Origin of the sequence: Pseudomonas sp. RV120224-01b (assembly GCF_003208145.1) — a bacterium.
In the GTDB taxonomy this organism is placed as follows: domain Bacteria; phylum Pseudomonadota; class Gammaproteobacteria; order Pseudomonadales; family Pseudomonadaceae; genus Aquipseudomonas; species Aquipseudomonas monteilii.
In genome coordinates this window covers 54,286-73,954 of record NZ_QKMQ01000021.1, presented here as the reverse complement: position 1 = coordinate 73,954, position 19,669 = coordinate 54,286, and the positions used below count along the sequence as shown (strand labels likewise).

At 62.1% G+C, this 19,669-nt stretch carries 21 protein-coding genes; 7 read left to right on the top strand and 14 right to left on the bottom strand.

Going from position 1 to position 19,669, the window contains the following annotated elements:
* From N436_RS25225 to N436_RS25205, 5 genes are all read left to right on the top strand, one after another.
* Nucleotides 1–345, top strand: a complete 345-nt coding sequence (locus N436_RS25225) for a pilin assembly protein (RefSeq protein ID WP_105946832.1) — start codon at nucleotides 1–3, stop codon at nucleotides 343–345.
* 277 nt (nucleotides 346–622) lie between these two features.
* A complete protein-coding gene (locus N436_RS25220) occupies nucleotides 623–1,036 on the top strand; it encodes a DUF4398 domain-containing protein (RefSeq protein WP_016712966.1) in 414 nt (137 codons plus the stop codon).
* 50 nt (nucleotides 1,037–1,086) lie between these two features.
* Nucleotides 1,087–1,878, top strand: a complete 792-nt coding sequence (locus N436_RS25215; protein ID WP_105946833.1) for an OmpA family protein — start codon at nucleotides 1,087–1,089, stop codon at nucleotides 1,876–1,878.
* A 134-nt stretch (nucleotides 1,879–2,012) separates the two neighbouring features.
* Nucleotides 2,013–2,297 carry a type II toxin-antitoxin system Phd/YefM family antitoxin gene (locus N436_RS25210; protein ID WP_105946834.1) on the top strand — a complete coding sequence of 95 codons (285 nt, stop codon included), beginning with the start codon at nucleotides 2,013–2,015 and terminating at the stop codon, nucleotides 2,295–2,297.
* Entirely contained in the window at nucleotides 2,251–2,568 is a 318-nt protein-coding gene (locus N436_RS25205; protein WP_105946835.1) for a type II toxin-antitoxin system RelE/ParE family toxin, read from the top strand. Before N436_RS25210 ends, N436_RS25205 begins: the two co-directional genes overlap by 47 nt.
* Before the next feature lie 85 nt (nucleotides 2,569–2,653).
* On the opposite strand, the gene N436_RS25200 is transcribed toward N436_RS25205, so the two are convergent.
* The 7 genes from N436_RS25200 to prfB all read right to left on the bottom strand — a co-directional run bounded on the left by N436_RS25200 (nucleotide 2,654) and on the right by prfB (nucleotide 9,463).
* A complete protein-coding gene (locus N436_RS25200; protein WP_003252219.1) occupies nucleotides 2,654–2,980 on the bottom strand; it encodes a hypothetical protein in 327 nt (108 codons plus the stop codon).
* Nucleotides 2,977–3,900 carry an alpha/beta hydrolase gene (locus N436_RS25195; RefSeq protein ID WP_105946836.1) on the bottom strand — a complete coding sequence of 308 codons (924 nt, stop codon included), beginning with the start codon at nucleotides 3,898–3,900 and terminating at the stop codon, nucleotides 2,977–2,979. The genes N436_RS25200 and N436_RS25195 overlap by 4 nt, the downstream gene beginning before the upstream one ends.
* Complete coding sequence (locus N436_RS25190; protein WP_177410278.1) at nucleotides 3,872–5,191, bottom strand: flavohemoglobin expression-modulating QEGLA motif protein; 1,320 nt, start codon at nucleotides 5,189–5,191, stop codon at nucleotides 3,872–3,874. The genes N436_RS25195 and N436_RS25190 overlap by 29 nt, the downstream gene beginning before the upstream one ends.
* Nucleotides 5,192–5,284: 93 nt before the next feature.
* A complete protein-coding gene (locus tag N436_RS25185; RefSeq protein WP_105946837.1) occupies nucleotides 5,285–5,833 on the bottom strand; it encodes a hypothetical protein in 549 nt (182 codons plus the stop codon).
* A gap of 29 nt (nucleotides 5,834–5,862) precedes the next feature.
* Nucleotides 5,863–6,567 carry a TetR/AcrR family transcriptional regulator gene (locus tag N436_RS25180; protein WP_016712971.1) on the bottom strand — a complete coding sequence of 235 codons (705 nt, stop codon included), beginning with the start codon at nucleotides 6,565–6,567 and terminating at the stop codon, nucleotides 5,863–5,865.
* Nucleotides 6,568–6,771: 204 nt separating this feature from the next.
* Nucleotides 6,772–8,274: a lysine--tRNA ligase gene (gene lysS / locus N436_RS25175; RefSeq protein WP_016712972.1), complete on the bottom strand. Its 1,503-nt coding sequence runs from the start codon at nucleotides 8,272–8,274 to the stop codon at nucleotides 6,772–6,774.
* 93 nt (nucleotides 8,275–8,367) lie between these two features.
* Nucleotides 8,368–9,463 (bottom strand): peptide chain release factor 2 gene (prfB, locus tag N436_RS25170; protein ID WP_097083287.1). Its coding sequence is split into 2 segments (ribosomal slippage): nucleotides 8,368–9,390 and nucleotides 9,392–9,463, totalling 1,095 coding nucleotides; the frame shifts between segments, so codons are not numbered across the junction.
* Nucleotides 9,464–9,790: 327 nt separating this feature from the next.
* On the opposite strand from prfB, the gene N436_RS25165 reads away from it, so the two are divergent.
* Together N436_RS25165 and N436_RS28445 are read left to right on the top strand one after the other, a co-directional pair.
* Nucleotides 9,791–10,300, top strand: coding sequence for a hypothetical protein (locus N436_RS25165; RefSeq protein ID WP_110742227.1), 510 nt, complete (start codon nucleotides 9,791–9,793; stop codon nucleotides 10,298–10,300).
* Between the two features lie 314 nt (nucleotides 10,301–10,614).
* The gene (locus N436_RS28445) at nucleotides 10,615–11,091 is read left to right on the top strand and encodes a hypothetical protein (RefSeq protein ID WP_146232453.1); all 477 of its coding nucleotides are present in this window, start codon (nucleotides 10,615–10,617) and stop codon (nucleotides 11,089–11,091) included.
* A gap of 62 nt (nucleotides 11,092–11,153) precedes the next feature.
* Here N436_RS28445 and wspR read toward each other — a convergent pair whose 3' ends face one another.
* From wspR to N436_RS25130, 7 genes are read right to left on the bottom strand one after another with little or no spacing between them, the layout of a single operon-like run.
* A complete protein-coding gene (gene wspR, locus N436_RS25160; RefSeq protein WP_105946840.1) occupies nucleotides 11,154–12,158 on the bottom strand; it encodes a Wsp signal transduction system regulator diguanylate cyclase WspR in 1,005 nt (334 codons plus the stop codon).
* Nucleotides 12,159–12,209: 51 nt separating this feature from the next.
* A complete protein-coding gene (gene wspF, locus N436_RS25155; protein ID WP_105946841.1) occupies nucleotides 12,210–13,223 on the bottom strand; it encodes a Wsp signal transduction system protein-glutamate methylesterase WspF in 1,014 nt (337 codons plus the stop codon).
* Entirely contained in the window at nucleotides 13,220–15,523 is a 2,304-nt protein-coding gene (locus tag N436_RS25150) for a hybrid sensor histidine kinase/response regulator (protein ID WP_110742226.1), read from the bottom strand. The genes wspF and N436_RS25150 overlap by 4 nt, the downstream gene beginning before the upstream one ends.
* Entirely contained in the window at nucleotides 15,520–16,185 is a 666-nt protein-coding gene (locus N436_RS25145) for a chemotaxis protein CheW (protein WP_110742225.1), read from the bottom strand. Before N436_RS25145 ends, N436_RS25150 begins: the two co-directional genes overlap by 4 nt.
* Nucleotides 16,182–17,453, bottom strand: coding sequence for a protein-glutamate O-methyltransferase CheR (locus N436_RS25140; RefSeq protein ID WP_110742224.1), 1,272 nt, complete (start codon nucleotides 17,451–17,453; stop codon nucleotides 16,182–16,184). Before N436_RS25140 ends, N436_RS25145 begins: the two co-directional genes overlap by 4 nt.
* Nucleotides 17,450–17,956 carry a chemotaxis protein CheW gene (locus tag N436_RS25135; RefSeq protein ID WP_105946845.1) on the bottom strand — a complete coding sequence of 169 codons (507 nt, stop codon included), beginning with the start codon at nucleotides 17,954–17,956 and terminating at the stop codon, nucleotides 17,450–17,452. The genes N436_RS25140 and N436_RS25135 overlap by 4 nt, the downstream gene beginning before the upstream one ends.
* A 5-nt stretch (nucleotides 17,957–17,961) precedes the next feature.
* Nucleotides 17,962–19,584, bottom strand: a complete 1,623-nt coding sequence (locus tag N436_RS25130) for a methyl-accepting chemotaxis protein (RefSeq protein WP_110742223.1) — start codon at nucleotides 19,582–19,584, stop codon at nucleotides 17,962–17,964.
* Nucleotides 19,585–19,669: the final 85 nt, after the last annotated feature.

The following is a 19,669-nucleotide window of genomic DNA, read 5'->3' as shown; positions in this document are numbered from 1 at the left end:
ATGAAAATCCGTGAACTCGCCCAGCACTGGGAACAGAATGCCGCCGGCACCCTCAGCCGCACGGGCCATGTCCTGCACCTTGACCTGGAGTCAGAGGCGCGTCTGGCCGCGCTGATCGACATGTACCCCAAGCGTACCGCCGAGGAATTGCTCGGCGAACTGGTAGCCGCCGCCCTTGAAGAAGTGGAGGCCAGCTTCCCCTATGTGCAGGGCCGTCAGGTCATCGCCACCGATGAAGAAGGCGACCCGCTGTACGAAGATGTAGGGCCTACCCCGCGCTTTCTGTCACTCTCGCGCCAGCACCTGCACAGCCTGAGCAACACCGCTGCCGACAGCGACAAATAACTCCCCGCGCCACCGTTCCGGGCCTGCTGGAGGCCCGGAATACCGCTCCCGCCCGCGAAAGTTCAAGAAAATCCTCACTGACCAATCAGTCAGAAATAATTGCTCGTGCGGATCACTTTTTTCTGAACCATTCGAAAAACGATCGAGTCGGAGCCAATAGCCATCACGCTAAAACCCTGCACACCTGCCCTTGTGCACCGTTCAGCTGAAGCGCACGGATTTGTCAGGGAATGAGCGATGGACTGCTACGGACATCGTCGTAATCAGGAGTGATCCAATGGAGCTGACCACCATGAAAACCCGCACTAGCAAACTGTCATCCACTCACGTGCGCGGGTTCAAGCTGGCCGCGCTGGCCCTGGGCAGTAGCCTGGTCCTGGCCGGCTGTGCGGGCAACCCGCCTACCGAGCAGTATGCCGTTACCCAGTCCGCCGTGAACGCCGCCGTCAGCGCTGGCGGTACCGAGTTCGCCGCCGTGGAGATGAAAGCGGCCCAGGACAAGTTCAAGCAGGCCGAAATCGCCATGCACGACAAAAAGTATGACGAAGCCAAACTGCTGGCCCAGCAAGCCGAGTGGGACGCACGCCTCGCCGAACGCAAGGCCCAGGCGGCCAAGGCCCAGAAGGCCGTGCAGGACGCCCGCCAGGGTGTCCAGGACGTACGTGAGGAAGGCCTGCGCAGCGCTCAGTGAGCCCTGCCCCGCCAACCTTAGCCTTCGCACACGATCAAAGGATGAACACTATGCGCAATTACGTCATGATTCCCGCCCTGCTGGCCCTGAGCGTCGGCCTTGCTGCCTGCTCGCACGACCCTAACGCCAACCTGGAGGCGGCCCGCACCAACTTCTCCTCGCTGCAGAGCGACCCGCAATCGAGCAAGGTGGCGGCGCTGGAGACCAAGGACGCCCAGGACTGGCTGAACAAGGCCGACAAGGCCTACATGGACCGGGAAGACCAGAAGAAGGTCGACCAGCTCGCCTACCTGACCAACCAGCGTGTCGAGGTGGCCAAGCAGACCATCGCCCTGCGTACCGCCGAAGGCGAGCTGAAAAACGCCGCGGCGCAACGCGCCCAGGCCAAGCTGGACGCCCGCGACGCACAGATTGCCAAGCTGCAGGACAGCCTCAACGCCAAGCAGACCGACCGCGGTACGCTGGTCACCTTCGGTGACGTGCTGTTCGACTTCAACAAGGCCGAACTCAAGAGCAACGCCTACCCGAACATCACCAAGCTGGCCCAGTTCCTTCAGGAAAACCCTGAGCGCAAGGTGATTGTCGAGGGCTACACCGACAGCGTCGGCTCGGCCAACTACAACCAGAGCCTGTCCGAACGCCGCGCCGGTTCCGTGCGCATGGCGCTGGTGCGTGCCGGCGTAGACCCTGCGCGCATCGTCGCCCAGGGTTACGGCAAGGAGTACCCGGTCGCGGACAACGGCAGCAACTCGGGCCGTGCGCAAAACCGCCGGGTGGAGGTGACCATCTCCAACGACAACCAGCCAGTTGCGCCACGTTCGGTGAGCCAGGTTCAGCAGTAAGGCTGGCTAACCCCGACCCCGCCCTTGTGGCGGGGTTTTTCTTACGTTCCAATCGACAGAAGCACCTTTAAAAGCACTTTATGAAGCACTAGAATTTCCAGCATCGCCAACCACACTCATGGGTTGAAACAACTATGACCTACCCGGTTCTTGCCGATCTGGCAGCATCCATCACAGACCTGAAGAAAGACCCCATGGGCACTATCCGCGAAGCTGCTGGTGAAACGGTGGTCATCCTCAATCGGAACGAGCCCGCATTCTATGCGGTTCCGCCCGAACGCTATGAAGCGATGATGGAGTTGATCGACGACATGCAGTTGGCAGAGCTTGTTCGTCAGCGGCGTGGTGGGCCCACCGTCAGAGTGGATATCGATGAGCTCATCGCCGAAGCCGAAGGAAGCCAAAAGCTACGACCTTGAATTTGATGTGCGGGCAAGGAAGGAATTTCAAAAGCTCGATGGCGTATTGCAGGTTCATTTCGCCAAAAAACTAAAAGAGCGGTTGGTTCAGCCGAAGGTGGAGAAGGACAAACTTTCCGGCATGGCGGACTGCTACAAGATAAAGCTGAGGTCGGCTGGTTATCGCTTGGTTTATCGGGTTGTCGATCAGCGCGTGGTGGTGATCGTCATCGCGGTAGGCAAGCGAGAGCGAGGCGATATTTATGATGCTGCCCGCTTACGCCTGGAGTGACCTGAAGGATTTTCATGGCCTGTGCCGGCCCTTTCGCGGCTAAAGCCGCTCCCACAGGGACCGCGCAGGCTATAGAGAGGCTGGCTCACTGCACCTGCTGCGGTGTTTCCTCGCCCATGCAGCGCACGGCACGCTTGCGGTTGTCCACCAGTACGCCGGTCAGGCCTTTCTGCTGAGTGTCGAACAGCACCAGCACGCCATCGACGCACTGGGCCACTTGCGGCGCCGGGTCCAGCGATACCTTGTAATCCTCGCCCGGGATGGTCTTGAGCATGGTGAAGTCCTGCAACAACAGGGCATCCTCGGGTTTGGCGAAATGCAGGTAACCGTAGTACCACAAGGCCCCCACCGTCACGATGATGCTGCCGACGCCGGTCAGGATCAGCGGGATGGCGTTGCGTTCTTCACTCATTGCTTGTTCTTCTCGTCAGGGTAATTGGGCACTTCGGCCAGGCGCCGAAGGCCGTTGAAATGGCTGGGGTCGTCAAGAAAACGCAGCATCACCTGGCGCCAGGTAGGGTCGGCGAAGGTCTGCACATGGCCGCCTCGGGTCAGTTGCAGTACCCGTGGGGGCGGCGCGTGCTGGTACAGGCGGATGCCGTTGTCCATCGGCACCAGGTTGTCGTCGATGCTGTGGAAGAACAGCTTGGGCGGGCTGCTCAACTGCTCGATCGAGCGGATTGCACTGTCGCCGTCCGGCACCAGCCACGACAGCGGCACCTGCAACGGCCAGGTCATCCATGACGTGCTGAGGGCATAGCGCCCCACCCCACGGTAACTGGCCGGTACGCCATCGAACACCAAGGCGCTGAAGCGCTGGCGCTGCTCGGGGTGGGCCGCCAGGTAGTGGATTGCCATGGCGCCGCCAAGGCTTTGCCCCAGCAGCACCAACGGCTTGCCCTTGACCTCGGGTGCCTGGTCCAGCCAGGCCATGGCCGCCGCGATGTCTTCATACACCTCAGGCAGGGTCGGCGTGCCCTGCGACAGGCCATAGCCGCGGTAATCGATCATCAGCACCTGGTAGCCCTGCTCCGGCAGCCAATAGCTACCCCCCAGGTGCCCAGGCAGGTTGCCGCCGTTACCGTGCAAATGCAGTACCGTGCCCTTCAGCTCGACACCCGCCTTGGCCGGCAACCACCAGCCGTGCAGGCGCAGGCCGTCTGACGTGACAAGGGTGACATCGCGGTAGTCGAGTTTGGCCCGTTCGGGGGTGAATGCCTGGCCACGCTCGGGATAGAACAGCAGGCTGCTGCAGCCGCCAAGGCCCAGCAGGACCAGGCCAAGCGCCAGCAGGCGGCAGCACTCAGAGAATGTTCGCGTAGTCGGCTTCAATACGGTCCAGGCTCAGGTGGTTGAGGAAGTTGGAGAAGCACATCCAGGCCGACAGTGCGTTAAGGTCGCGGAACTGTTCGGGCAGGTACTTGGGCGGCTCGACCAGCCCCTCCTCCACCAGCTGGCGCAAGGTACGCATGTCTTCCAGCGTGGTTTTGCCACAGAACAGCAACGGGATCTGTTCGAGCTTGCCCTTCTTCACGGCCAACTGAATGTAGTTGTAAACCATGATGAAGCCCTTGAGGTAGGACAAGTCCTTGGTGAATGGCAGGCCATTGGGCACCGAGCCGCGGAACACCCGGCTGGCGTTGCTGTAGCTCTGCGCCATCTCGAAGCCTTGCTCGCGGAAGAAATTGAACACCTGGAGGAAATCGGCGCCCTCCTCGACCATGTGGATGGCGCGGGTGCGGTTGGTAAGCTTGCGCAGGCGGCTGGGGTAGGAAGCAAAGGCGATGACCTCCATGAGAATCGCCAGGCCTTCCTGGGTTACCGTCGACGAGGGCGGGCCCTTGGCCAGGAAGGTGCAGATCGGCTGGTTCAGGCCGTTGAGCGTGGTGCCCACATGGACCAGCCCTTCGTGCACTTCCAGGGCACGCACATCGCGGCTGTTGAACATGGCATCGGCGCGCACCTTGATGTAGTCGGCGCCAGCGGCGGCATCGGCCACGATCCCGTCAGATTCGAATACCCGAATGGTCTCCTCGGCTTCACCGAACACCTTGTTCAGCCGGCGCTGGAGGATATCCACGGCCTCCTTGGCGGTGAGGTTTTTCGGTTCGTCCTTGAGATCGCCACGGCCATCGATGTTGTTCAGGTAATCCGAGAGCATGAGGCCGAGGTCGGCCAAGGTCGGGTCACCGGCGTGGAAGGCATCGGAGGCGGCGCCGTACAATTCCTGAGAGATGAGGCCGAAGTCCTCGGTGCCACGCGCTTCGAGCATGCGCACCACCATGCGGTATTCGCGGCACATGCGCTTCATGATCTGCCCGACCGGGTTGAACTGGCCAAGCTGGCGAATGATGTCGCGCTCGATGGCCTGGAACTCGGCCTTGACCGCGCCGGAGTCGAACGCCAGCGGGCGCGACTGGTAATAGGCGCGGTCGACGGCCGGCGGCTCCTTGCCCTTGGCCTTGAGGAAACCCTGGCGAATGTTGTCGTCCCACTTCACCGCGTCCAGCACCCGGATGGGGGTTTGCGCCGCGACGATGCGGTCGGACAGGGCGCGGATGGTTTGCTGGTATTCGTCCACCGGGGACTCCTTTTGAGTACAAGAAACCTGTACCGGCCTCATCGCCGGCAAGCCAGCTCCCACAAGTACACCACAGGGCTCAAAAGCAGTGATATACCTGTGGGAGCTGGCTTGCCGGCGATGGCGCCGACACGGTCATTTGCCGGACCGCTGGAACCGCGCCACTTCAACGAACAGGTCGGAGTTGGCCGGGTCATCGAGGTACGCCAGCACCCGCGCCGACGGGCTATCGATCAGCACACCGTCGCCGTTGTCTTCCGGCACCTCGGTGCCACGCCCGGTCAACTCCTTCTTGTCCACCGCCTGCTGCACCTGCTCGACGTCCAGGTTGTACACCACCAGTTCCTTGCCATCGACGATATCGAAACCGCCAATCAGGAAATTGCCACCCAGGCGCTTGGGCACGCCGGCCGACAGGTACCAGCGGTTGCCGTGGCGGGAAACGGTGAATACATATTCCTCGGGCTTCTTGCCCTTGGCCGTGGCAACGGCCTTGTAGGCATCTGCACCGCTGCGGCTGATGGTCAGCTTCAACGGCTCGCCCCAGGCGTCCTTGCTGCTCCACTTGCCCAACAGGGCCTTGGGCGCCGCCTGGTTACTCGGCAACGGCTCATGGAAGGTCACCAGACAACCGCCCAGCAGCAGGAATGACAAAGTCAACAGCACCACACGCCAGGCTTTCATCAGGTTCTCCTTGAAAAGTCGGTCTCGGCTCAGGCCGACGCCAGCACCAGCTGCAGGTATCGGGTAAGCATAGCGAGCATCTGCCCATCGGCTTGCGCATTCGCATCCTTGAGCAGGCCCTGATATTCCATCTGCTCGATAATCGCCGTCAACATTTGGGCGTCCTGTTCCGGTTGCCGCGAACCCACCACCTGCAGCAATTGCCGGGTACCGTGCAACAGGATCTGCTCATGGGCACGCACCAGCTCGGCCAGCCGTGGGCACAGCAATGCCTCCTGACGGAAGGCCTGTTCGGCCATCAGGAAGTCGCGCCGGGTCAACAGTTGCCGCTGTACATAGTCGGCCGTCATGCGGGCCACATCGTCAGCCAGCCGCGCCCGTGCCTGCGGGCTGCCGTCACCCTGGGCCAGCAACTGGCGCAAGACGACCTCGGTGTTGGCCCACAGCTTGGCCATGTAGGCCGCGCTGCGCTCGACGTACTGGGCGAAGGTGTCGGTGAGCAGGTCTTCGATGTCCTTGAAGTAGTAGGTGGTGGCCGACAGCGGCACACCGGCCTCGGCGGCCACGGCACGGTGGCGCACACCGCGCACGCCATCGCGCACGACGATGCGCATGGCGGCATCGAGGATCAGCTGGCGGCGCTGCTCGCTGCCTTGGCGGGCAGTCTTGCGGCCTTGGTATTGCACGCTTTCGGCGACGGCGGTGGCGATGCCGGCGGCGCCCTGGTCAGGCATGGCGGGTGTCACGGGGATACCTCATGGATATGGGGTGTCAGTGCCGGCCTCTTCGCGGGCAAGCCCGCTCCCACAGGGACCCCACAACATTCAGGACCTGTGCAAGACCTGTGGGAGCGGGCTTGCCCGCGAAGAGGCCGGCACTGACAACATAAAGCTTCAGGCAAGAAAAAGCCGCCTCGAAAGGCGGCTTGTTCAATTCACTCAGGCCTGCGGACGCATGTGCGGGAACAGGATCACGTCGCGGATCGACGGCGAGTTGGTCAGCAGCATCACCAAACGGTCGATGCCGATGCCTTCACCGGCGGTCGGCGGCATGCCGTACTCCAGGGCACGCACGAAGTCGGCGTCGTAGTGCATGGCTTCGTCGTCACCGGCGTCCTTCTCGGCCACCTGGGCCAGGAAGCGCTCGGCCTGGTCTTCGGCATCGTTGAGCTCGGAGTAGGCGTTGGCGATTTCGCGGCCACCGATGAACAGCTCGAAGCGGTCGGTAACGGCCGGGTTGTCGTCGTTACGGCGGGCCAGCGGCGACACTTCGAACGGGTACTCGGTAATGAAGTGCGGCTGCTCCAGCTTGTGCTCGACCAGCTCTTCGAAAATCATCACCTGCAGCTTGCCCAGGCCTTCGTGGCCCAGCACCTTGGCACCGGCCTTCTTGGCGATGTCGCGGGCGCGGTCAACGTCCTGCAGGTCGGCAGCGGTCAGCTCCGGGTTGTACTTGAGGATCGAGTCGAACACCGACAGGCGGGCGAACGGCTCGCCGAAGTGGAACACCTTGTCGCCGTACGGCACGTCGGTGCTGCCCAGTACCAGCAGCGCCAGTTCGCGGAACAGTTCCTCGGTGAGGTCCATGTTGTCGCGGTAGTCGGCGTAGGCCTGGTAGAACTCAAGCATGGTGAATTCTGGGTTGTGACGGGTCGAAACGCCTTCGTTACGGAAGTTGCGGTTGATCTCGAACACCTTCTCGAAGCCACCCACGACCAGGCGCTTGAGGTACAGCTCCGGCGCGATACGCAGGAACATGGCCATGTCCAGGGCGTTGTGGTGGGTTTCGAACGGCTTGGCCGCGGCACCACCCGGGATGGTCTGCAGCATCGGGGTTTCCACTTCGAGGAAGTCACGCTCGATGAGGAACTTGCGGATGTGCGAAATCACCTGCGAACGCACACGGAAGGTGTGGCGGGTTTCTTCGTTGACCATCAGGTCGACGTAACGCTGGCGGTAGCGCTGCTCGGTGTCGGTGAGGCCGTGGTGCTTGTCGGGCAGCGGGCGCAGCGACTTGGTCAGCAGGCGCACGTTGGTCATTTCGACGTACAGGTCGCCCTTGCCGGAGCGGGCCAGGGTGCCTTCGGCGCTGATGATGTCGCCCAGGTCCCAGGTTTTGACGGCGGCCAGGGTTTCTTCTGGCAGGGTTTTGCGGTTGACGTAGACCTGGATGCGACCGGTCATGTCCTGGATCACCATGAACGAACCACGGTTGAGCATGATACGGCCGGCTACCTTGACCGGGATCGCGGCTGCTTCCAGCTCTTCCTTGGTCTTGTCCGCGTACTGCTTCTGCAGGTCGTTGCAGTAGCTGTCGCGACGGAAGTCGTTGGGGAAGGCGTTGCCCTTGGCACGCTCGGCGGCAAGTTTTTCCTTGCGCAGGGCGATCAGGGCGTTTTCTTCCTGTTGCAGGTCTTGCGATTCGGTCTTGAGGTCGCTCATGTCGTCATTCTTTCCATCAGGTATTCGTTGCCCTTTTCGGGCAGGGCACGCGATACCGGCGGGTAGCCAGGTATCGCGGCAGTGGTGTGCGGCTTACAGCCCTTGCTTGAGGCTCGCTTCCAGGTACTGGTCGAGGTCGCCGTCCAGCACCTTCTGGCAATCGCTACGCTCGACGCCGGTACGCAAGTCCTTGATGCGCGAGTCATCCAGCACGTACGAGCGGATCTGGTGGCCCCAGCCGATGTCCGACTTGCTGTCTTCCAGCGCCTGCGAGGCGGCGTTGCGCTTCTGCATTTCCAGTTCGTACAACTTGGCCCGCAGCATTTTCATGGCGGTGTCCTTGTTGGCGTGCTGGGAACGTTCGTTCTGGCATGCCACCACGGTGTTGGTCGGCACGTGGGTGATACGGACGGCCGAGTCGGTGGTGTTCACGTGCTGACCACCGGCACCGGAGGAGCGGTAGGTGTCGATGCGCAGGTCGGACGGGTTGATCTCGATCTCGACCTTGTCGTCGATTTCGGGCGACACGAACACTGCCGAGAACGAGGTGTGACGACGGGCACCGGAGTCGAACGGGCTCTTGCGCACCAGACGGTGCACGCCGATTTCAGTCCGCAGCCAGCCGAAGGCGTATTCACCCTTGATGTGCACGGTCGCGCCTTTGATACCGGCGACTTCGCCTTCGGACAGCTCGATGATGGTGGCGTCGAAACCACGCTTGTCGGCCCAGCGCAGGTACATGCGCAGCAGGATGTTGGCCCAGTCCTGCGCTTCGGTACCACCGGAACCGGCCTGGATGTCCAGGTAGGCGTTGTTCATGTCCATCTCGCCGCTGAACATGCGACGGAACTCAAGCTGGGCCAGGTTTTCTTCCAGGCCTTCCAGCTCGGTCACGACGTCGCTGACGGCGCCTTCGTCATTTTCCTCGACGGCCATGTCGAGCAGGTCCTGGCAGTCGCCCAGGCCGTTGGACAGCTTGTCCAGGGTCTCGACAACCTGCGCCAGCATGGCACGCTCACGGCCCAGGGCCTGGGCGTACTCGGGCTTGTTCCAGACGTTGGGGTCTTCCAGCTCGCGGTTGACTTCGATCAGGCGGTCATGCTTGTGATCGTAGTCAAAGATACCCCCGAATGGACTGGGAACGCTCGGTGAGGTCCTTGATGGTGTTCAGGATCGGTTGGATTTCCATGGGCGGGCAGCTCTCGTGCGAATTCGGTGAAAAGCCCGCGAGTATAACCCAGTCTTGAGCACGGCGGCAGGCCCGCCGGGCGGCGCGGTTTCCGAGTGGGTTCCACTACCGGCAAGCAGGTTCATCGCGTTTGGTCTCGGACCAGAAATGAACACCTCGGGCTGACAACACAGCGAGATTCCCAAAGAGCGGCCTGATGAAATGCGGTACGGGACCACCTGTCATTTTTGCCAGTTGTCCCATCACACATAACCTAGTCGAATAGACCCGCACACACTTGGTGAAGCGTAGGGACTCCCTACAAACGCTCAATGCATGAGGCAAGCCATGAGTAAAACCGCAAAAACGTCGGGCAAGTCGGCTGCACCCAAAAAGCCAAACCAACAAGCGATAGCAAACACTCTCTTTAAAATCTTGCAGAACGGGATCACCACCGGAAATGCACGCTGCACGCCGGTCAAACCGCTTGATGAGCTCCACTTCAAAGAAGAGGATCAAACTACGACGCCGCACCAGATCAACATCCAGCGCCTCACCGACAACACACTCCATTACACCTACACATACCCTGGCATCGAATGCGAGGACCCGGACCGGCTGATTGAAGTCTTGGCAATGTTTGAGTTTGGCGATAACTTCGACCCTTGGCACCTCACAAGAGATGAGCAAAAGCTGACAGGAAGCGTGCCATTGTTCATCAAGCCCAAGCCCGGCGACACAATCAAGGGGCGCGCTCAGTTCGTAGCCATTCTGAAAAACCCAGGCGAAAACGTTATCATCGGTACCCGAGAGCACGATATATTGGTAACTGCGGAGCCAGGCAATACCAAAATTTAGTCGCTATACCTGTGGCACGGGATTGCAGAATACGCTGAAAATCAATTGCACTCTCAATCCGAACTTTTTACTGCGCTCACCGCGTATTCAATCACCGAATGCGGATAAAGCCGCGCCCGGCAATGCGACTGCTGGCCTCATCGCCAGCCGAACTCAGTCCAGTGAAGTCAAACAGGTAACTTTAACGCGCAAACGCACAGGGAGCACCTGTCTTTTTTGTCAGTTGCACCGGTAATTCGAAACCGGTGAAATACAACATACGAACCTGAAAGCAGTAATACGCCACCCCTGAATCAACGCCCCGGAGATGCAACATGAGCAACAATCCCAAAAAAAATCACCTCACGCAGCTGCCGCCCCCTGTAGAAGAAGTCAAATACAGCCTCTCATTTTCTAACGAACAGTCAGAAGCCCCTAAAGACATTGAAAACGCAGGCATACAATCACCCTACGGTAACGAAAAACTAAAACCCGGCAAAAGCCCAACATTGAACCTGCAACTACCCCACGAATACGTTTACGCAGTCTTCAAATACCCAGGCCATTCAGCGGTACCAAACCTTAAGTCCTGCTACGTAACCATCTACTCCAGGACCAACAACAGAACATCCTTTCAGGAATTTAGAGTTGGATTAGGGTCGAGTGCCGAGCCCGGCGAATTTGGGCTCAAACTAGTAGATGGGCACTTTGGCACCGAGGCAACGCCTGCCTATAAATTAGTCTACGAGTTCAACGATGGTCGCAAAGAAGAACACGAGAAGGTATCCGAGACATACAAGGTAGTCCGCTAACTCGAAACACCGTAGGCAGCAGAGGTAGAGGCACTGGTTTGCCTCTGCCTTTTGACTATCAATCAGCTGACGCCCACTTGATTGCGGCCATTATTCTTCGCCAGGTACAACCCCTTGTCCGCAGCCGAAATCAGTTGCCGGCAATGGCTGCCAACGCTGGGCGTCTGGGTCGCCAGGCCAATGCTCACGGTCAGCCGCGAATCAGCATGGGGCGCGCTGTGCGGGATGTTCAGCCCAAGCACCGTCTGACGAAGCTTTTCCGCCACCAGGCGAGCGCCACCTGGCGAGGTATTGGGTAACACCAGGGCGAATTCTTCGCCACCGTAACGCGCTGGCAGGTCAGTAGGACGCGAACAGGAGCCTCGAATGGCCTCGGCGACCTGACGCAGTGCCTCATCACCGGCCAGGTGACCGAAGCTGTCGTTATAGGCCTTGAAGTAATCGACGTCGATCATCAGCAACGACAGCTGCTGCTGTTCACGCATCGCTCGGCGCCATTCCAGCTCCAGGTACTCGTCGAAATGGCGGCGGTTGGACAACCCGGTCAGGCCATCGGAGTTCATCAGCCGCTGCAACATCAGGTTGGAATCAAGCAGCTGCTGCTGGCTGACGCGCAGGGCGCGGTAAGCCTCGTCGCGCTGCAACAGGGTGAGGTAGGAGCGCGAGTGGTAACGAATGCGCGCCACCAGTTCGATGGTGTCCGGCAGCTTGACCAGGTAATCGTTGGCACCGGCGGCAAAGGCCGCGCTCTTGACCAGCGGGTCTTCCTTGGTCGACAGAACGATGATCGGGATGTCCTGGGTTGCCGGGTTGTTACGGTACTCGCGCACCAGGGTCAAGCCGTCCAGGCCAGGCATGATCAGGTCCTGGAGGATAACCGTGGGCTTGATGCGCATGGCCTGGGCCACCGCCTGGTGCGGGTCGGCGCAGAAGTGGAAGTCGATGTTGTCTTCATTGGCCAGGCCACGCCGCACCGCTTCGCCGATCATGGCCTGGTCGTCGACCAGCAGCACCATCGCCGAGTTTTCGTTGGGGGTCGCGAAACCTTCGATCGGTAAATCATTCATACCTGTTCACCCGATCACGACCGGTCTGGCGGCGTGATTCAATACATTTCGTCATTTTGCGAAAAATTCCATCAAGCGCCCGGCGATGCGTTCCAGCGGGCGGATTTCCACGGCGGCATCGATGGCCGCAGCGGCCTTGGGCATGCCGTACACCGCACTGCTGGCCTGGTCCTGGGCAATGGTCAGAAAACCCTGCTGGCGCATCAGTTTCAGGCCTTGGGCGCCGTCGCGCCCCATGCCGGTAAGCAGCACACCCACCGCATCGCCATTCCAGTAACGTGCCACGCTCTCGAAGAACACATCGATCGAGGGCCGGTAGATTTCATTGACAGGTTCGGCAGTGTAGGCCAGTTGGCCGTTCTGTAGCAGCCGAATGTGGTGGTTGGTACCGGCCAGCAACACCTGCCCGGGCTGCGGCGGTTCGCCTTCACGGGCCAGGCGCACCGGCAGGCCTGCTGCGCTGCTGAGCCATTCGGCCATGCCGGCGGCAAACACCTGGTCCACATGCTGAACCAGCACGATGGCCGCCGGAAACGCGGCCGGCAAGCCCTTGAGCAATACTTCAAGCGCTGCCGGGCCGCCCGCCGACGAGCCGATCGCCACCAGCCCGCGACGTTGGGAAGCCTCGCGCAGCGGTGTAGCCACCGGCCTTGCTGCCGGGGCTCGCTGCTGGCCGACCAGCCAGCCGATATTGAGAATTTTGCGCAGCAGTGGTGCGGCCGCTTCACGGGCATCACCCGCCCCCAGCGCCGGCGTATCGACCACGTCGAGGGCGCCATGGCCCATGGCCTCGAACACCCGATGCACGTTCTGCTTGCGGTCGACCGTAACGATGACGATGGCGCACGGGGTTTCGGCCATGATCCGTCGGGTGGCCTCCACGCCGTCCATCACCGGCATGATCAGGTCCATGAGGATCAGGTCCGGCAGTTGCTCGGCGCAGCGTTGCACTGCTTCGGCGCCATTGCTGGCTACCCACACCACCTGATGCGCAGGCTCCAAGGCAACTGCCCGGCGCAGCGCCTCGACGGCCATGGGCATGTCATTGACGATGGCGATCTTCATCCCTGAGCACCTCCGATCAGCTCCACCACAGCATCCAGCAACGCATCGTCGTGGAAACTGGCCTTTGCCAAATAGTAGTCGGCGCCGGCATCCAGGCCACGCCGTCGGTCTTCCTCACGGTCTTTGTAGGACACCACCATCACGGGCAGCGATTGCAGGCGCTGATCACGGCGCACCAGGGTCACCAGTTCGATACCGTCCATGCGCGGCATGTCGATGTCGGTGATCAGCAAGTCGAAGTCCTCGCCGCGCAGGGCGTTCCAGCCGTCCATGCCATCTACCGCTACCGCCACGTCATAGCCACGGTTGCCCAGCAGCTTGCGCTGCAGTTCGCGCACGGTCAGCGAGTCATCGACTACCAGCACCCGCTTGCGGGTCACGCCACGAACGCCACTGCTGCCGCGCTCGATGCGCTCCAGGCTGCCGGTGCTGAGCAGTTTTTCCACTGAGCGCAGCAAGTCTTCGACATCGACGATCAGTACCACCGAGCCATCATCCAGCAAGGCGCCGGAGGAAATGTCCTGCACCTTGCCCAACCGTGGGTCGAGAGGCATCACCACCAACACACGCTCGCCCACCAGCCGCTCCACGGCCACGCCGTACAGTTGCTCGCGCTCACGGATTACCACCACCCGCAGGCTGGCTTCGTCACTGTGCCCGGCTGGGCGGTTGAGCAACTGGCTGGCCGCCACCAGGCCAATGTGCCGGCCTTCGTGCCAGAAGTGCTGACGGCCTTCGATCTGAACAATCTGTTCCGCGGTCACTTCCAGCGTGCGTTCGATATGGGCCAGCGGGAAAGCGTAGGCTTCACCGCCCACCTCGACCACCAGGCTACGCACCACCGACAGGGTCAGCGGCACCTGCAAGTGGAAGCGACAGCCCTGCCCCGCCACCTGCGTCAGCTCGATCGAGCCGCGCAGTTCGCGAACCATGTGCTGCACCGCATCCAGCCCCACGCCGCGCCCGGACACTTCGGTGACCTTGTCACGCAAGCTGAAACCGGGCAGGAACAGGAACGTCAGCAGCTCCGCATCGCTCATCCGCGCCACCGTGTCGGCAGGTGACAGGGCGCGTTCGACGATGCTGCTGCGCAGGCGCTCCAGGTCGATGCCGGCACCATCGTCGATCAACTCCAGGCTGAGCATGCCGGCCTGGTGCGAAGCGCGCAGGCGGATCACGCCCTCGTCTGGCTTGCCCGCCAGCAGCCGCCTTTCTGGCAGCTCGATACCGTGGTCGACGGCATTGCGTAACAGGTGGGTCAGGGGCGCTTCGAGCTTTTCCAGCACATCGCGGTCGACCTGGGTTTTCTCGCCGTCCACCACCAGTCGCACCGGTTTGCCCAGCGAGCGCCCAAGGTCACGCACCATACGGCTTTGCCCGGTCAACACGTCAGCGAACGGGCGCATCCGGCAGGCCAGGGCGGTGTCGTAGAGCAACTGTGCACGCTGGCTGGCCTGCCAGCCGAACTCGTCCAGGTCGGCCGCCTGCTGCTGCAGGATCTGCTGGGTTTCCGCCAGCAACCGCTGGGTTTGCGCCAGGGCTTCGAGCACCTCATTGCTTTGGCCACTGTCCTCCAGTTGCATGCGCAGGCCGTCGAGCGCCTGCATGCCCTGACCGTGCATGCGTTTGAGGCGCTGCAAGGTGGCCAGGTACGGCTTGAGCCGCTGGGTTTCCACGAGCGACTTGCTGGACAGGTCGAGCAGGCTGTTAAGACGGTCGGCGGTGACACGCAGTACCCGCTCGGCCCCTTCGCCAACGCGCTTGCCGGGCTTGCGCCGCAGGGCAGGCTCGGGCTCCGGCTCGGGTTCAGCCAGGTCGACTGGCACTACCAGCGGTTCAGACTGCAAGGTTGCCACCTGCGGTTCCGCTTGCAGCGGGGCAGCCAGCGGCGCCGCAGGCACGGTCGCAGCGCCCGGGTCGAGCAAGCTGGCCATTTGCGCAAGAAATACCGGCAAGGTCGCCTGCGCCACGGTATCGCCTGGTGTGGCGATGCGCATCAGCAAGTCGGTCCCCTGCAACAGCGCGTCGATGTGCTCGGCGCTCAACCGCAAGCGGCCCTCCTGGGCGGCTACCAGGCAATCTTCCATGACGTGGGCGACACTCACACCGGCATCCACCCCGACGATACGCGCGGCCCCCTTCAACGAATGGGCGGCGCGCATGCAGGCCTCGAGCTGGTCGGCCTGGGTGGGGTTGCGCTCCAGCGCCATCAGGCCGGCGCTGAGCACCTGGGTTTGCGCCTCGGCCTCCAGGCTGAACAGTTCGAGCAACGATGCATCGCGCATTTGCTCTGGGGTCATGACAGGCTCCGCTGCACGGCAGACAGTAAGTGTTGATCGTCCAGCACTCGCACGCTACGACCGCGCCACTGCAGTACTGCGGCAGTGAAGCGCGTGGCGTCCTGGCCACTGCCCAGCAGCAGCGGGTCGAGCCGGTGAATACCGTCGATTTCCTCAACGGCCATCACCACAGGGCCACCTTCGGCAGCCAGTATCAGCATGCGTGGCATCGCCCTGCCGCTACGTTGTTCGGCGGTGCCGGCTTGTACGCCCAGCAAATCGGCCAGTGACAGGCACGGCACCAGGGCACCGCGAACATTGGCAACCCCCTGCAACACCCGCGAGCGCTGGTGCGGCAGCGAATGCACAGCCTGCAACGGGGCGATTTCGGCCAGGCTGGCGGTGGCCAGTGCCAACCACTCTTCGCCCAGACGGAACAACAGCATGGAACGGCCGGTGTTTTCCTCGACCGGCTGCGCCGCCGCGGCCTGGTGGTCCTGCATCAGTGCGTAGCGGTCAAGCAGACGTGTGGCCGCAGCTGCATACACGTCGCAATTGCGGCAGTGAACATGACGCGCCAACAGTGGGCATTGCTTGTCCCCGTGCACACCAATGCGGTTCCAGCAATCGTCGATGTGCGCGTCGTCTTCGGCGAGTAGCTGCATCGCAGTGTCACCCTTCATCGTTCAGGCTCCCGGCCAACCCGCGCTGCACGCTCCTGCAGGCGTCGGGCACCGGCCTGGTCGCCCTGGGCCGCCAGCAAGGCCGCCAGGTGCACCAGCGCCTCAGGGTGTTGCGGCTCAAGGTACAGCGCCTTGCGGTAGTGGGTCAGTGCCTGTTGCGCATCGCCGTCGGTATCACTGAGCAACCCCAGCCAGTAGTAAACCTGTGCCGAGGGCGCGTACTGGCCCAGGTAGCGCTGGCATTCGGCACGCGCCTGTTCGCTGGCGCCAGCATTGGCAAGCCGGGCGATACTGGCCAGCAGTTCGTTTGCGTCCTCGCGCTTGGGTTCGCGGGCCGGCGCGGGTCTAGCGATTACCGGTACTGCCCGTAACGGACGCGGCAATGGCGCGACGGGGGGTGGATAACCCGTCGGAGCCTGCGGTAGCACGGTACGCCGTGCAGGTTGTGCCGGGGCCACGGCCTGCGGGGCGCTACTGCCTTCTTGGCGCACGTAGGCGAACGATTGGGCAATGCCCAGCGGGCGCATCCCCATCCGTGCCAGCAAGCTGCCTTCGGCCGGGCCGATGAACAATACACCCTGGGGATGCAGCAGACGCTTGAGCACTTCGAACACACGCTGCTGGGTCGCCACGTCAAAGTAGATCAACAGGTTGCGGCAGAACACGAAATCGTACAGGCCATCGCGGGTGGCCAACGCCGGGTCGAGCACATTGCCCACTTGCAGGCTCACCTGCTGCTGCACCCGCTCATGCAGGCGATGGCCTTCGTCGAGGGCGTCGAAGTAGCGCTCGCGAAAGCCCAGGTCGCTGCCCCGGAAGGCGTTGCGCCCGTATACGGCCTGCCCGGCCTTGGCCACCGAATTGGGGCTGATGTCCATGCCGTCGATCAGAAACGCCCCCGGCGCGATGCCGGCGTCGAGCAGGGCCATGGCCAGCGAATAGGGTTCCTCGCCTGTCGAGCAAGGCAGGCTGAGCAGGCGCAGTGGCCGTGCCCCGGCCAACTCGGCCAGGCGCTTGTGTGCCAGGCTGGCCAGGGCGGTGAAGGATTCCGGGTAGCGAAAGAACCAGGTTTCCGGGACGATCACCGCTTCGATCAACGCCTGTTGCTCATCGGCCGACTGCTGCAGGCGCAGCCAGTAATCATCCAGGTCGATGGCGTTCATGGCCACGCAACGCTGGCGCAGCGCGCGCTCGACCATGGGCGCACCCACCGATTCGACGTCCAGGCCAATGCGCTCGCGCAAGAAGCGGAAGAAACGTTCGTTCATGTCGGCATCCCTGTCGGCTCGACCGTGTACAGCAGTTGGTGCACGGCATCAGGCAACAGATCGTTGACTTCGATACGTTGCAGCAGGCCTTGGTCATCCTGGCGTACCGGCCCCAGGTACGGGGCTTCGCCGCTGTCCACACCATAGGGCTGGAACTCGTCGGGGCGGCAGCGCAACGTCTCGGTGGCCTGCTCCAGGATCAGACCCAGTTGCAGGCCACCCCGATAATGCACCAACACCAGACGGGTACTGGTGCGGTGCGCCGCAGGCTGGCCAAAACTCAGCGCAGCAAGGTCGATCACCGGTACCAGTTGCCCACGATGGGAAAGGATGCCCGCGACCCAGCCTGGCGCCTGGGCTATCGGTTTCAGCGGCTGGCGCGGCAACACCTCGATGACCTCGTGCACGCTCAGGGCAAAACGCTGTTCCCCGATACGAAACTGCAGGTACAGCGCCCCTTTGGCGTTGTCCGCCCGTGCGGCGTGCGGTTGCAAGTCGTTCATCGCGGTCAGACTTTGAAGCGCGACACGCCGCCACGCAGGCCGGCGGCCACCTGGCTCAGCTCATCGATGGCAAAACTGGCCTGGCGCAGCGACTCGACAGTCTGGGTGCTGGCATCGCTGAGCTGGGCCAGCGCCTGGTTGATCTGCTCGGCACCGGTGGCCTGGGCCTGCATGCCTTCGTTGACCATCAGCACACGCGGCGCCAAGGCCTGCACCTGGTGAATGATCTGGCTGAGCTGCTCGCCCACCTGTTGCACCTCGAACATGCCGCGGCGCACCTCTTCGGAAAACTTGTCCATGCCCATGACCCCGGCCGATACCGCCGACTGGATCTCGCGCACCATCTGCTCGATGTCGTAGGTGGCCACGGCGGTCTGGTCGGCCAGGCGGCGCACTTCAGTGGCCACCACGGCAAAACCACGGCCGTACTCGCCGGCTTTTTCCGCTTCGATGGCAGCGTTGAGCGACAGCAGGTTGGTCTGGTCGGCGACCTTGACGATGGTCACCACCATCTGGGTGATGTTGCTGGCCTTTTCATTGAGGATGCCGAGCTTGGCATTGACCAGGTCGGCAGCGCCCATCACCTGGTGCATGGTCTCTTCCATGCGCGCCAGGCCCTGCTGGCCGGAGCCTGCAAGGCTGGAAGCCTGGTCGGCGGCCGAGGTGACTTCGGTCATGGTGCGCACCAGGTCACGCGAGGTGGCGGCAATCTCCCGCGAGGTAGCGCCAATTTCCGTGGTGGTGGCGGCCGTCTCGGTAGCGGTGGCCTGCTGTTGTTTGGATGTAGCGGCGATTTCAGTGACCGAAGTGGTTACCTGCACCGACGAGCGCTGGGCCTGGGCCACCAGATTGGCCAGTGCCTCGGCCATTTCGTTGAAACCGCTTTCGATGGCGCCAAACTCGTCTTTGCGGTCCAGGCTCAGGCGCATGCTCAGGTCGCCGGAGCGCAGCTTGTCGAGGGCATGGACGATGCGCTGCATGGGGGCGGTGATGGCACGCATCAGCAACAGGCCGCAAATGCCGGCGGCGACGATTGCCAGCAGCAGCGAAACCACCATGCTGCCTTTGGCAGTATTTACCGCACTGACAATCTCGTGGGTTGCGTTGTCAGCCGCAGCGCGGTTGAACTCGATCACCTCGTTCAAGTGCTTGCGACCATCCACCCAGACAGGAGTCAGTTCCTCGACAATCAGACGCTGGGCTTCGGCATAGTTGTGCTCACGGTAGGCGTCCAGCACCTCTCCAACGACCTTGATGTAGCGCTGCTCAAGCTCGACAAAGCTGTCGAACCGCGCTTGGTCGTCACTGTCCTTGATGGTGCTCTGGTAGCTCGCCATGTGCTGCTTCAGGCGATCCTCGAAGCTTTTGAACAGCGCCATGTCAGCCGAAGTGATTTCGCGGTGGTTGGACAGGCCCACCAGTTGCTGGCTGGTGACATAGCCATCAACCCAGGCACTGCGGATCATCGAGCTGTAGTAGACCCCGGGAATGCTGTCGGTCCCCACCGCCTCTTCGGCGGTTTCGATGGCGACCAACCGCGAGTAGGCGGCCACGATCATCAGCAGCATGATGGCGATGATCACGGCGAAACTTGCCAGGATCCGTTGGCGCAAGGTCCAGTTCTTCACATTCAGCCCTCAGGAATTCACAACGAGCGGGAAAATCGCCGAAGTATAGCCCAGAGGCCTTACAGATTTGCGGGTGAAGTGAGGC